This window comes from Oceanisphaera sp. IT1-181 (genome assembly GCF_033807535.1).
Taxonomy (GTDB): Bacteria; Pseudomonadota; Gammaproteobacteria; order Enterobacterales; family Aeromonadaceae; genus Oceanimonas.
Genome location: NZ_CP136856.1, coordinates 655958 through 669597 on the forward strand (window position 1 = coordinate 655958; position 13640 = coordinate 669597).

Below are 13640 nucleotides of genomic sequence, written 5' to 3' on the forward strand. Positions count from 1 at the left end.
TGCTGCTGTCGCTCTGATTCCGCTTCTGCTACCTGAGATGTAGCCAATCAGTGCCCATATTCGCCGTATTACATTCCTACCGAAATGAGCCAAAGCTGCCCGATTGATGCTTATTTTTCACGAGTTGCCTAAAAATAAGCATCAATCCTTGGTTATGTAGCTGTTTCCAGCATATTTCATTACTGAAAAGGTCAAGCAACGTATATTTTTTCTTTAAGGGTCGTTATTGGCGCTTATTTAATATGGGTGGTTCGTTAGGACATATTAGGTTGTGCTTGTTGGGACTTGACAGGGATCCTTGAAGACAACTTAGTTTCGCTGGCATGAGGCTATTTCACGCTCACGAATATTCGGAAGGGCTCAGCCTCGATTGCGCGCATTAATTGGCCGACCCGAATCTCGTACTGCCGCGCCTGCGTAGTGAAAGAGATCTCTTCGCGTGCATCGGCAACGTCAAGGACGGTAACTACGGTGTTTACGCCCTCAAGCATCTGGATCTTAGCCTGCTGATTTGCGCCGGTACGCATGAGGTAGCAGAGCACATCATCTGGTGGTGCTTCGCCCTTAATTTCCACAGAGGTCGCGCCGTGCGCGAAGCGTATTTCAGTACATTCTTCAGTGGCATATGCCCCAAAGGACAGTATGCAGATGCCGAGCATTATGTTTGACAAGCTTCTCATGACATTTCTCCCACAAAGCGATGACCAAGCCGATTTCTTTCCTCATTATTGTAGGCAAACAATAACTGTGTGGGGATGGATGGGGCTAGAGAGATTGCTTGATAACGGAAGGCATTCCGATGGCTACAGAACGATTTATTGTGCAGCGGCTGCCTTGTCGTTCTGAGATGTCGACCATTTTGGAGGCATTGAATACTAACTCCAATTACAAAAATCACAGAAACAATAGCTTAAGTTGCATCACAAACGATGAGTGTCATTACATTAGAGTCGGTGGAGGCAAGCCTGCTGCCTCTTTAGCTTCAGCCCAATTAGCGTACTCAGTACTGAATGTCATCTACTCGAACGTAACCGTAGCCTTCATGAGCACCAAAAATTCCGCTGAGGCGGAACTGCCGAATAAATTGGCAGACTACAAAACAGCGTTAATTGCTAGTCGTGATTAACGGGCTCGGTGATAACGAATAGCTGCACAATTGAGAGTCGGGTACTGATTTAAAAAATTCGTTTTGATCTTTATTTTTCTGTGCCTTCCGTGGCACTAAGTCTTGAGTCTCTTAATGCTCGGCGCTGGCGCCAGTGTTGTATGCCCATGCCTAATAACAAGCCGAACACTAAGCACAAAGGGAATAACCAACTTAAATGATGCTCTAGCTGGCGCCACAGGCTGTGTTGGACGAGGGATAAAGGATTGCTGGCTAGTTGCAGTCGTAAGAAACCCAGCGGCTGGTCTTCTTGATATAAGGGACGCACGTAAGTGAGAGCGGGTGTTTTATTCACTATAGAAGCTGGTTTTTTAGCTTCAACTGAAGGCTCTTTAGACTCGGCTTGTGTCTCAACTTTTGCCTTAGCTTCTTGCTCAGCTTTTTCCTTCAGTGGGGTATCTTCTTCCTCTGCTGGCTCCGCCACTGATTCCGCTAACAGGTGACCATCGTTGCTGTAGAGCTGTGCGGAACTAACAAGCTCGGCTGCGGCCAGCTCTGTGACTAAGCGCTGCGCTTTGGTAGTGTCGTCGGCCAAGAGGGCGCGCACGGCTGCAGGCTCTGCATAATCTACCAAGGGTTTGGCTAAGGCGTGCTGGGGTAAGGTTTGCCATGCGTAGCCTAATTTTGCGACCTGCAACCCTTGCCAAGCGGTGAGCAGCAACAGTAATAAAACCAGCAGCCAGAGCCGCAGTTTAGGGCGAGATAAATGAGGGTAGTGCAGTCTTTTCCACATAGGCCGCAATATTGTCTCTTGCTTGGTCAAAAAGCAATACGCTACCCTAGCGCTAAGTCTTAGTGAGTAAGGATAAGTTAAGTGACACTGTTAATGGATGTTTTGCCCGAGCAGTTAGGGGAATGGACTGACGCATTATCTGGCCAATCTTATGTTTGGCAGGCTGGAACGCTCGTGTCCGGTCAGTTAGATGCACCAAAAGGGCACTTAGTGCTGCTTGCTGAGCAACTGACTAAGTCTGCGTTACAGCAAAGCTTGCAGGTATTGGACGCCGCCGGCGTGCGCGTTGAAGTGGCTAGCCTCAAGCGTATTGCCGAGCGTGAGGTATTAAATTTGCGTTTATCTGCTTGGTCGCCGGAGTTGAAAGCGCATTTACAAGAAATTGCCACCAGCTGGGATATCGCCTGTGTGCCGGCTTTGCCTAATGGCGCACAGCCCGGTTTAGTGCTGATGGACATGGACTCCACTGCTATTCAGATTGAGTGCATTGATGAGATAGCGCTGTTGGCTGGTGTGGGTGAAGAAGTGGCGGCGGTAACGCGTGCGGCCATGGAAGGGGCGCTGCCGTTTTCTGAAAGTTTACGTCGTCGGGTCGGCGCATTAGCCGGTGCCGATGCGGCAATTATCGACCAAGTGATCGCTAAGATGCCCTTAATGCCCGGTTTGCTGACGCTGGTGGCAGGCTTAAAAGCCATGGGGTGGAAAGTGGCTTTGGCGTCTGGCGGCTTTACGCCTTTTACTGGTCACCTTCGTCAAACCTTAGGCTTGGATGCAGATTTTGCTAATACCTTAGAAATTAAAGACGGGCGTTTTACCGGTAAGGTGCTGGGCGATATTGTGGACGCCGAGGCCAAAGCGCGCATTTTGTGTGAGCTGGCCGAGCGCTATGATATACCGCTCAGCCAGACGGTGGCGGTGGGTGATGGCGCCAACGACTTACTGATGCTGGCTCAAGCCGGATTAGGTGTGGCGCTGCATGCTAAGCCTTTAGTGCAAGAGCAAGCGCCAGTATGCTTAAACCTGCTTAGCTTGGAAGGGGTGTTGGGCTTAGTACAGACTGCTTAACCGCAGCTTTACGTCGTACCGCTTCGGTAATATCAAATACCTGGCTCAGAGCAGATAACTCGGCTAACTGTTGTTCCAGTTGCTGAGTTTTATATAAAGAGGTCTGAGTCAGGGTGTTCCATTCTGGTACCAGATGTTCAAGCTGGCGCAATTGTAAGCGGTTGATGACCACTAAACTCACGTTCAGCTGCTGGCTGTGGCGCGGGTTGAGTAAAAAAGCCTGACGCTTAGGCTCAGGATCGATCAACAACCAGCTCTGTTGGCTAGAGTCTACTGCCTTGGCGGTCCAAATCTCATAGCTATGATGACTGCGGCCATCGGGGCGTAATAATTTAGTGTAAATAGACTGCCACTGCTGGCGGGATATTAAGCGACTAAAATGTGCCTGCTGAAATTCATTCGATAAAAAGCTCATCAAGCTCTGTTGTAATAAGCAGGCGATGGCTCCTTGCAGGTAAAAGCCGCCGTCGTTTCGGCCCAGCACAAAGGTGGGTGAAGGCGGTTGCTGCAAGGTTTGTCGGGTCAACCAGGTTAACCAAGCCGGCGTATGGTGGGTATTGGGCCGCGCCCTGAGCTTGTCTTGGTTTTGTTCGAGTAAGGCGTTAAAAAACTGATAGCCCGCGTGGCTTTCTTCCGCGCCTTCAATACGCAAGTGCACCACTTTGCCATTGCCACTCACATTCACCACCCGATAGGGCAGCCCTTTAAGCTTCCATTCGCGGCTGCGTTGATTAAGCTCCGTCAGATGCACCTGTACTAAACAAGGGATATCGAGGCGTATCGGCTCGGCTAATACCAGCTTAAGGCCACTATTAGAGAGATCTTCCGTTTCACCCATCAGCACTTTATTGCCAACACTCAGCTCCATGGTGCTTTGCAGTTTAAAGCGCGCTTCTCGCCGCTTTGATGCCTGACGACCCAAGGGCGTAACCGTGGCTTGATGCAGGCTGGCTGGCACCATAAAAGGGGCCAGTTGCTTAAGCGTACTGTCGATGGGCCACTGAGATTGGGGGGCGGGAATGGGCGTGAGCCACAGCTGCCACTTTAGTTGCTGTAAATGGCGCACCCCTTGAGCGTCTAGTGCGCCCGTGGCCTGATCCCCATAATGCAGTGGGCGTATGCTCAGGTAATAGCAAGTTAAGGTGTTGGCCCGTATGCCTTCATTAATAAAAGCGGCATAGGCGTGATGCTTAATGAGTTCATCTTGATTGGCGACAAAATAATAGGGCTGCTGGGCGCCGGAGTGGCAAAAACTGTACAGCAGGCTGGGCTTATCGGCCTGTTTAGCTAAATGCAGCACCCGCTCGGGTGATAGTAATGTTGGCAGCAAATCGCCGGGCTTGGCTTGTTGCCAAGCACTCAGGGTTTTAGCGCTATGGCGATTGGTTAATAGATGCTGCAGCTTGCCCTCGCCATCAAAGAACAACGAGCAGCTTAAACTGGTTTCTAATAGCGCCTGGCCCCAACATTGGAATTTGACTGTTGCGTATAAATCTTCGGCGTCTAAGCCATAGCGAGGCCGATTCTGCTCAATAAAAGCGGCAATGGCCTGCTGCCAATCGGCATCCTCTTCCACTCTTTGCATCTTGAGACGGTTTAGCTCGCCTGCGTCTTGGCGCACCCGATAACGCTTAGGAGCAGCCAAACATGCTAATCCTGTCTGCTTGGCTAATTCAGGGAAACTGATTGCCACTTCTTCTGGCAAACGCGGCGCGTCTTGCAACTGGACTAATAAGCCGGCGGGGGAAATATCCAAGGTATTACCTTGCAGCACTTGCCCATTATCTAACTGCAAACACACAGGGGTGACGAAGCGCAGTCGGCTTTCTTTACGTTGCAAGCCCAAAGAGGGCAGATGCCAAGGCACGGTATTAAATTGCGCGGGTAATTTACGCAGTGTCGCTAATTCGGCCAGTAAAGATTCATACAAGCCTCTGGTGTATTCGCCGCTGTACCCTTGCAGTAGGTTTTGAAAGCGGGTGACCAGATGCTCGGGCAGTTGGTGATCCAGCCCTTGATGGCGGAATAAATGGCAGAGGCCAGGAAATAGGCTGCGTAAATCCAGTACTCGCAGGCAAGGGGAGGTTAAACGACGCACTTCAGCTTGCAACTGAAAACGAATGTCCTCGTCGGCCTCGGGCAACATAGTGTCGAGTAAGCCATCAAGATCGTATTGGTAACTTAGCGGTACCAGTTTATTGAGCAGAGTTTTATATGCGCTGAGATCCATCTTGGCCTAGCTTGGGGTTGAGTGGCTGAAAAACTTAGGCCAGTATAACAGCTCAATATTAAATGAGTGAGTGTGCATGGCCAAGTCTAAAACGGCGTTTGTTTGCGGTGAATGTGGGGGCGAATATCCGCGCTGGCAGGGCCAGTGTACGGAATGCAAAGAGTGGAATACCATCACCGAAATTCGCTTAGCACCCGCCACGGCGGCGGCCAGTCGTAATAGCCGCTTTGTCGGTTATGCGGGCACGCAAGACAATAAAGTACAAACCCTAGACCAAGTGGCACTCACCGAACTGCCGCGCATTCCCAGCGGTTTTAGTGAGCTAGACCGCGTATTAGGCGGCGGCATGGTGCCCGGCTCGGCCATTCTGATTGGCGGCAGCCCAGGTGCGGGTAAGAGTACGCTGTTATTACAAGTGATGTGTGGCTTGGCCAGCCGCATGAAAACCCTCTATGTGACTGGTGAAGAATCACTGCAACAGGTGGCTATGCGCGCCCAGCGTTTAGGGCTGCCGCGAGATCAGCTGCGCATGTTGTCGGAAACCAGCGTCGAGCAAATTTGTCATATCGCGCGGGAAGAAAAGCCAGCGGTGATCGTTATCGACTCCATTCAAGTGATGCACGTGGAGGGGGTAGCTTCATCCCCAGGTTCGGTCAGCCAAGTGCGTGAAGCGGCGGCACAACTCACCCGTTATGCCAAGCAGCACGGCGTGGTGGTGTTGATGGTGGGGCACGTCACCAAAGACGGCGCCTTGGCGGGACCAAAAGTGTTAGAGCACTGTATCGACTGCTCCATTATGTTGGACGGTGCCAATGACAGCCGTTTTCGCATGCTGCGCAGCCATAAAAACCGTTTCGGTGCCGTGAATGAGTTGGGCGTGTTTGCCATGACCGAAACCGGCTTAAAAGAGGTCAGCAACCCGTCAGCCATTTTCTTAAGTCGCGGCGAAGAGCAAACCACAGGCTCAGTGGTGATGATTATTTGGGAAGGCACGCGGCCCTTGCTGGTGGAGCTGCAAGCGCTGGTGGATTATTCTCAATTAGGTAATCCGCGTCGCGTCACCGTGGGCTTGGAGCAAAATCGACTGTCGATGCTGTTGGCGGTGTTGCATCGCCACGGTGGTTTGCAAATGGCAGATCAAGATGTGTTCGTTAACGTGGTGGGCGGGGTGCGGGTGGAAGACACCAGTGCCGACTTAGCCTTATTACTGGCCTTGGTGTCGAGCTTTCGCGATAAGGCGCTGCCTAAAGAGCTAGTGGTCTTTGGCGAAGTGGGCTTGTCGGGCGAAATTCGGCCCGTGCCATCGGGTCAAGAACGACTCATGGAAGCAGCCAAACATGGCTTTACCCGCGCGATTATCCCTTGGGCGAATCGGCCAAAGCATTCGCCACCCGGCATGGAAGTGATAGCCGTGAAGAAATTAGAAGAAGCGTTAGAAGCGTTGTAGCAAACAAGGTGGGGAGTAATACACAGTTGTAAGTTCACAGCTGTGATTTATATGTAGGGTCGAATTTATTCGACCTCTTTTAAGGTGTGCCATATTTGGGCCAAACGCTATGCTCCATATATTCGGCCTGTGCATCAGATTCGGCGCTGCCGCCGGTGTTTGTATTGTTCCCGGGCGGGTTATGTTTCTCTACCTGCTTGGATGTTGTCTCTTCATCCCTCACTTTTACACATCAAGTAACTCTTCAAATTGGCGCCGCAAGAGCGCTTCATCGCCTAGGTTTAACTCCACTAGGCGGCGTAATTGGCTGGCGCTATTAATGTCGAGCTGTTCGCATTCAATGCCGATGCAGCCGTCTTTATGATAACGCTGCCGCGCTTGCATAATAATTACCTTCTCGTGCCCATCTAAGGACATGCGCAGCTGCAAGGGCGTGCCTGACTCTGCTTGCCAAGGCTCTGTAACGCTTAAGAGCGCCCCGTGCAGTGAAATATCTTGCAGCTGAGTCGGTAGCTGATGGCCGTCGGGAGTAACCAGCCACGCGGGCAGGTTAAACCCGATGCGTGTAAATGCTCTGCGCTCGGCCATATCGCTCTCCTGATCAAGCAGGTTCGTTAATACTCAGGTGATTAAGCAGTGAGACGGCAAATACCAATCGGTCTTCAAGGCTAAATCGCTCTTCTAACATTTCGCCTAGCATGCTGAGATCTTGATCTAACTCTAGCAGTACTTCGTCGTTGTCAACTTGGGCGTATTTATCGTGAAAGTCGAGCGCCAGTACCGAGCTTTTCTTCAGGCGCAGATAAATACGTTCCGCTAAGGTACGGCCATTACCGCGCGCTGCCTCATAAGCTGCCATCACATAGTCATAAATTTCAAAGTGAGCGGCACTGACGTAGTCCACCAATTGACTGCAAAAGTCGGTGAGCTCTTTCGGATCGGGCAGTACTTTTCTATTAGTAGATAAGCGGATGTATTCCACCAGCAAGGCTTGGCGGGCATCCATAAAGGTGTCTAGCGCGTGGTGTTTACCGGCGAGTTTAGCTTTGCTTTGTGCCATTTTCCTGAGCATGATTCCCTCCTTGGGATGACCTGAGCAGGTTGAGAGCTCTACCTTAACGTAAGTTAAAGTTTCCATCGTTCAATAACCTTCGATGACTCCATCATTAAAGAAAAGCGGGCGCGGGGTCAATCGTTTTACAACTAACTTGGGCGCAAGCTCGCGCTAAAAATAAGTTTGTAAGACAGAAATCAGCCTAATGCTTTCGTTACTAACACCCAACTTAACAGTTGCTTACTGGTAGCGTAATACCTGCAAATATGAAACATTAAACGTGTTAATTTAACTAAAATCTTACTCTTTTATAACGTTAAGTACCAGAGTGATTAAAAAGCGCCCAAAGCAAGCGTGTGTAACGTCTGATTGGGGCTTTATGCTATCTGGTGGTACAATAGCGGCATTTGCCACCTGTTTTGGGACGATAGAATGCAACCTTTGAAAAATGATCGTTACTTACGTGCACTGGCCCGCCAGCCCGTAGATTACACCCCTGTTTGGATGATGCGTCAGGCCGGTCGTTATTTGCCTGAGTACAAGGCAACGCGCGCCGAAGCGGGCGATTTTATGGCGTTGTGTAAAAACGCAGAGTTGGCGTGTGAGGTGACCTTACAACCCTTGCGTCGCTTCCCGTTAGATGCGGCGATTCTGTTCTCTGATATTTTGACCATTCCCGATGCCATGGGTTTAGGCTTGTACTTTGAAGCCGGTGAAGGTCCTAAATTTCAGCGTCCTATTAGCTCAATGGCTGATGTGCAAAAACTGGGTATTCCTGATCCAGAAGGCGAACTGCAATATGTAATGAATGCGGTGCGCACCATTCGTCGTGAGCTAAAAGGCGAAGTGCCGCTGATTGGTTTCTCTGGCAGCCCTTGGACGCTGGCCACCTATATGGTGGAAGGCAGTGGTTCTAAGACGTTCATGAAAACCAAAGGCATGATGTTTTCTGATCCGAAAGCCATGCACTTGTTGCTGGACAAGTTAGCAGACAGCGTGACCAGCTACTTGAACGCGCAAATTGCGGCCGGTGCTCAGTCGTTGATGATTTTCGATACTTGGGGCGGCATTTTAAGCACCCGCGATTACAACGAGTTTTCACTGCAATACATGGCGAAAATCGTGGACGGTTTAGTGCGTGAAAGCGACGGTCGCCGAGTGCCCGTTACCCTGTTTACCAAAAATGGTGGTCAGTGGTTAGAGGCGATTGCCGCTACCGGTTGTGACGGTATTGGTTTGGATTGGACCATCGACATGGCAGACGCTAAGCGTCGCGTAGGTGATAAGGTTGCACTGCAAGGCAACATGGACCCATCCATGCTGTATGCGCCTATTCCGCGCATCGAGCAAGAAGTTGCTTCTATCCTAGAGAGCTTTGGTGAAGGTCCAGGTCATGTCTTTAACTTAGGTCATGGCATTCACTTGGACGTAGATCCTGAGCATGCGGGCGCCTTTATCGATGCAGTGCATCGCATCTCTCGTCCGTACCACGCTAAGTAAGTCATGCCTCGTTCGCTAACCTAGAACGCAGCCAATAAAAAAAGCGCCTTAACGGCGCTTTTTTTATGGAAAATGTAAGGTGTAAATAGTGAGGTGTGAGGAGCAAACAGAACATCGAATCTTCAGGCTCGTGTTTACGCCTCACGCCTTACATCTCACTCTTTACGTTAATCCTATTTATCCCAATTCTTTCTGATATTTGTCTATGGTCGCCAAAAAAGTGCGTTTGCTCTGGCCAGATAAACCTTCAGCCATTGGCAGTTTTACTTGCATGGCATCCACGGCACGGTTATTGACGTGGAACTCATAATGCAAGTGCGGGCCAGTAGAGCGACCAGTATTGCCGGATAAACCAATGCGCTGGCCACGGCGTACCGTATCACCCTGTTTGACCAAAAACTTACTCAAGTGCAAAAAGCGCGTGGTGTACTGGCGGCCATGGCGGATCACTATGTAGTTACCCGCTAACGGGTGATACACGGCTTTAACTACCACGCCGTCGCCTGGGGCTACGACTGGGGTACCCGTTGGCACTGCAAAGTCGGTGCCTTTGTGGGCTGTAACTCGGCCTGTAATCGGATGCTTACGGCTTAGGTTAAAGGTGGAGCTAATACGTGGCGTGCGCTCCAGCGGAATACGAATAAAACCCCGCTCTAAGCTTTCGCCTTTGCTGTCGTAAAACTTACCGTCTTCATGGCGAAAGGCGTAAAAAGTACGGCCTTTATTGGTAATTTCTACCGCTTGTAGCTCAGATTTACCAGTGCTTTTGCCTTGTACAAATTCACGCTGTACCAAAACTTTAAAGCTGTCGCCTTGGCGCAAGTCCCGAGCAAAGTTGAGCTGCCATTGGAATAAGTTAGCAACATGCTGAATTTGTGATGCGGATAAACCTGCATCGCGGGCACTTAAATAAAAGCTGCCTTTGATCACGCCTTTTAAAGCGCGACTTTCCCAGTTACTGGTTTCGGTTTTAACTCTGCTTTTATAGCCATCACCATCACGAGTAAAAGTGCGGGTATGCAGCAAGTCTTGCTTGATCTTAAATTCAAGCAGCAAGTTCTCAGAGTCAATCAACATGCTTAAATTTTGGCGGGGCTTTAGGCCGTCTAGTACACGTGATTTGTCGGCTTCAAGCAACTTATACATAGTGGCTAACGGTAAGCCTAATCCATTAAAAATAGTACTTAAGGTGTCGCCATTTTGTACGGTGTACTGCTGCCATTCAGGTTCGGTTGACGCTAATTCATCCAAGGCATCGACCGATTCAACCGGGCCTAAATCATCATCCGACAGCGTATAAAACTCAGTGTTATCGACTTGAGTTTTAATGGCCCCAGAAGAGAGCCTCAGGTTGTTGGGCAAGCTAAGTTTATTTGGCTGCTCTAATATATTTTGCGCCGAGGGCAGCATAATGGCCGTCGTCAGCGTTAGGGTGCTCAGTAAGACGATGCCATACAGGTGCTTTTTTGGCAGTTGTGTGGGCATACCTTGCAGTTTCGTTTGTATCGGGCGGAGAAAATTCATCCGGATTACCTGTGCCTGAGTGGCTAAAATAATGAATGCAAAAACCGCTTTAGCTATCCAAGCATCATCTCAAGGACAGTAAAGCGGTTCATCTTATGACAAAAATGTTCCTTGGCGGTATCCAGTACTTCTTTTGGTATCAATAGCCTGAATACCCACACAGCCTGTTTGGACACCTGCACTTCTTTCTTTTGGACAAAGAGTATGAACAAGTTCGTACAATTAAGTTCCCTATTGTATCGGATTTAATTGTAAAAAATGAGTGTTTATTGATAGCGGTTGATTTTCCGAGATTAGATTTCTCATCAAAAAACGGCAAAAATCAGCGCGCAGGATCCGCAGATCCGAGTAAACATCCGGTCATGGCATCAGCGAGCTGCTGCATAAACACAAAGTAGCTGTCTGGGCTTGGCGTAATATCTGTCGCCAACGGATCCAAGATACCACTGCGAGCTTGGGTATTACGCAACACCGCATTCACTACTGCGGGTTGAAACTGCGGCTCTGCAAACACACACACCGCCTGCGACTGCTTTAGTGCCTGATGAATACTGGCCACGGTTTTGGCGCCCGGTGCCCGAGCCGGATTCACCGTAAAGTGGCCCAGTGACGACAGCTGATAGTGACGCTCCCAATGGCCGTACGCATCGTGAAACACGAAATAACCTATGCCTTTTACTGGTGCCAGTTGCGCGGCTATCTTCTGGTCTGCTTTTTTTAATCTTGCTTGAAAAGTGGCTAAATTCTCTTGATATCGATCAATACTGTCTGGATCCAGCTCGATCAAACGTGCGGCCAGCAGTGCGGCAATGTTGTTTGCTTGATGGGGATCCAGCCAAATATGGGCGTCTTGGCCTGAGTGATCATGACTTTCTGCTTCATCTGGGTTGGCGACAACTATTTTATCGGTATTATGTGCGTCGCTTATTTCATGGCTGTGATGCGCATCTTCATGATGATGAGCATCCTTATGGCCATGATCAGAATCATGCTCAGCATTTAATGCGTTCGCATTGAGTTCGGGCAAGAGCGCCAAACTGTTAGTTTGATCCTCGAGTAAGCGGGTTAAAAATACTTCTAACTCAGGCCCTACCCAGAGTACTAAGTCGGCTTTTTTTACTTTACGCACATCCGAGGGGCGCAGCGCATAATCGTGGGGCGAGCTACCCGGCGGCAGCAGCAGTTGCGGAGCTGAGCCCCCTTGAGTAATGGCGCTGGCAATCAGCTGTAAAGGTTTAATGGAGGTTAAGACTTCCACGGCGCGCGCTTGGCTACTGAGTAGCAAAGAGACGAACAGCAGTAATAGAGTTTTCATGAGCGCTAGATCCCAATGGATAATAGAGTTTAGTGGATAAGCAATGTTATAATATTACAAATTAAGAAGTAAAGGCATAAAACGCATGACTAGACTGGTGGAATTAACAGACGTGGGGCTGAACATAGGCGGCAATGTCATTCTAGAAAGGGTGTCATTAACGCTACAGCGAGGGGAAATTCTCACCATAGTGGGCCCTAATGGTGCTGGAAAAAGCTCTTTGATCAAACTAGTGCTGGGCCTGATTCCTGGGCACACCGGCACTTTGTGGCAAAAGCCCAATCTGCGTGTGGGTTATGTGCCGCAAAAATTACATTTAGACTCGGTATTGCCATTGACGGTGGCGCGTTTTATGAGTTTATCTCATGGCCGTCGACTCACGGTTGCCCAAGCCTTGGCTAAAGTCGGCGCCGAGCGGTTAGCGGATCGTGCCATGCAGGCGTTATCCGGCGGCGAAATGCAGCGTATTTTATTGGCGCGCGCCCTGATGATGCAGCCAGAATTACTGATCCTCGATGAGCCCGCCCAAGGGGTGGATGTGCACGGCCAAACCGAGCTATACGGCTTGATCAAATTGCTGGCCGATGAGTTGCAATGCGGGGTGCTGATGGTGTCTCACGACTTGCATTTGGTGATGGCCAGTACTCACCGTGTGATTTGCTTAAACCAGCATATTTGTTGCCACGGGGAGCCAGAAGATGTGGCTCGACATCCTGAATTTGCCCGTTTATTTGGCCGCCCTGAGCTCGCGCAGCTAGCGGTATATACCCATCATCATGACTGTGACGATGAACATCACGGAGACGTACGTCATGTGGGATAGTTTTTTATTGTATGCGTTGTTAGCCGGCTTAGGCATTGCCATTTTAGCGGGCCCTTTGGGCAGCTTTGTGGTGTGGCGGCGCATGGCCTATTTTGGCGACACCTTGGCCCATTCTTCCTTGCTGGGGGTGGCCTTTGGTTTACTGCTACAAATTGATTTAACGCTGGCCGTTTTAGTGGCCTGTTTATGTTTAGGCATAGTACTGGCGGCCCTGCAGCGTGCGAGTTGGCTGGCCACGGATACGCTACTGGGTATTTTAGCGCACACCTCTTTATCGTTAGGTCTAGTGGCACTGGCCTTTATGGATAACGTGCGCGTGGATTTAATGGCGTATTTATTTGGCGATCTGTTGGCGATCCAATTGGTAGATTTGTATTGGATTTTCGGTGGCGGTTTGGTGTTGTTAGTGGTGTTGCGCCATTACTGGAGTCAATTGTTGTCGATCACCGTCAGTGAAGAATTAGCCCGGGTTGAGGGCATTAAGGTCGAGCGCTTAAAGCTGCTGTTGTTATTGATGATCAGTGTGTTGATCGCCGTGGCCATGAAGTTTGTGGGTGCCTTAATTATTACCTCACTGCTAATTATTCCTGCCGCCACAGCGCGCCGCTTTAGTCGCTCCCCTGAGCAAATGGCCTTTTACGCCATGGGCCTTGGCATGGTAGCGGTAGTCGGTGGTTTGCAGTTATCGGTGAGTTACGACACCCCCGCCGGCCCTTCAGTAGTGGTGATCGCCGCCGCCTTATTCTTATTATCACATTTGGTGCCGAAAAAAGGGTAAATAGCA

At 50.0% G+C, this 13640-nt stretch carries 13 protein-coding genes; 6 read left to right on the forward strand and 7 right to left on the reverse strand.

Translation table 11 applies throughout. The annotated features are described in order from the left end of the window. Window positions 1–329: 329 nt before the first annotated feature. Complete coding sequence (locus R0134_RS02965; RefSeq protein ID WP_319783402.1) at window positions 330–680, reverse strand: hypothetical protein; 351 nt, start codon at window positions 678–680, stop codon at window positions 330–332. 119 nt (window positions 681–799) lie between these two features. Here R0134_RS02965 and R0134_RS02970 point away from each other — a divergent pair, with 119 nt between their 5' ends. Then, window positions 800–1126: a hypothetical protein gene (locus R0134_RS02970; protein WP_319783403.1), complete on the forward strand. Its 327-nt coding sequence runs from the start codon at window positions 800–802 to the stop codon at window positions 1124–1126. A gap of 70 nt (window positions 1127–1196) precedes the next feature. Here the strand turns inward: R0134_RS02970 and R0134_RS02975 are convergent, their stop codons facing one another. Next, entirely contained in the window at window positions 1197–1898 is a 702-nt protein-coding gene (locus R0134_RS02975; protein WP_319783404.1) for a hypothetical protein, read from the reverse strand. Window positions 1899–1985: 87 nt separating this feature from the next. Here R0134_RS02975 and serB point away from each other — a divergent pair, with 87 nt between their 5' ends. Then, complete coding sequence (serB, locus tag R0134_RS02980) at window positions 1986–2963, forward strand: phosphoserine phosphatase SerB (RefSeq protein WP_319784291.1); 978 nt, start codon at window positions 1986–1988, stop codon at window positions 2961–2963. Here the strand turns inward: serB and R0134_RS02985 are convergent. Next, window positions 2923–5193, reverse strand: coding sequence for a PilZ domain-containing protein (locus R0134_RS02985; RefSeq protein WP_319783405.1), 2271 nt, complete (start codon window positions 5191–5193; stop codon window positions 2923–2925). The two genes, serB and R0134_RS02985, sit on opposite strands and share 41 nt — an antisense overlap. 76 nt (window positions 5194–5269) lie before the next feature. Here R0134_RS02985 and radA point away from each other — a divergent pair, with 76 nt between their 5' ends. Continuing rightward, window positions 5270–6640 (forward strand): DNA repair protein RadA, encoded by a 1371-nt coding sequence (gene radA, locus R0134_RS02990; RefSeq protein WP_319783406.1) that lies wholly within the window; start codon window positions 5270–5272, stop codon window positions 6638–6640. A 225-nt stretch (window positions 6641–6865) separates the two neighbouring features. On the opposite strand, the gene R0134_RS02995 is transcribed toward radA, so the two are convergent. Then, window positions 6866–7228, reverse strand: coding sequence for a PilZ domain-containing protein (locus R0134_RS02995; RefSeq protein WP_319783407.1), 363 nt, complete (start codon window positions 7226–7228; stop codon window positions 6866–6868). 13 nt (window positions 7229–7241) lie between these two features. Then, on the reverse strand, window positions 7242–7712 hold the full coding sequence (gene rsd / locus R0134_RS03000; RefSeq protein WP_319783408.1) for a sigma D regulator: 471 nt from the start codon (window positions 7710–7712) through the stop codon (window positions 7242–7244). Window positions 7713–8126: 414 nt separating this feature from the next. Between rsd and hemE the strand changes: the two genes are divergently transcribed. Beyond that, a complete protein-coding gene (hemE, locus tag R0134_RS03005; protein WP_087037165.1) occupies window positions 8127–9194 on the forward strand; it encodes a uroporphyrinogen decarboxylase in 1068 nt (355 codons plus the stop codon). A gap of 177 nt (window positions 9195–9371) precedes the next feature. On the opposite strand, the gene mepM is transcribed toward hemE, so the two are convergent. Continuing rightward, window positions 9372–10718: a murein DD-endopeptidase MepM gene (gene mepM / locus R0134_RS03010; RefSeq protein WP_319783409.1), complete on the reverse strand. Its 1347-nt coding sequence runs from the start codon at window positions 10716–10718 to the stop codon at window positions 9372–9374. A gap of 322 nt (window positions 10719–11040) precedes the next feature. Continuing rightward, window positions 11041–12033: a zinc ABC transporter substrate-binding protein ZnuA gene (znuA, locus tag R0134_RS03015; RefSeq protein ID WP_319783410.1), complete on the reverse strand. Its 993-nt coding sequence runs from the start codon at window positions 12031–12033 to the stop codon at window positions 11041–11043. Between the two features lie 85 nt (window positions 12034–12118). Here znuA and znuC point away from each other — a divergent pair, with 85 nt between their 5' ends. Beyond that, window positions 12119–12856, forward strand: coding sequence for a zinc ABC transporter ATP-binding protein ZnuC (znuC, locus tag R0134_RS03020; RefSeq protein WP_319783411.1), 738 nt, complete (start codon window positions 12119–12121; stop codon window positions 12854–12856). Next, complete coding sequence (gene znuB / locus R0134_RS03025; RefSeq protein WP_319783412.1) at window positions 12846–13634, forward strand: zinc ABC transporter permease subunit ZnuB; 789 nt, start codon at window positions 12846–12848, stop codon at window positions 13632–13634. The genes znuC and znuB overlap by 11 nt, the downstream gene beginning before the upstream one ends. Window positions 13635–13640: the final 6 nt, after the last annotated feature.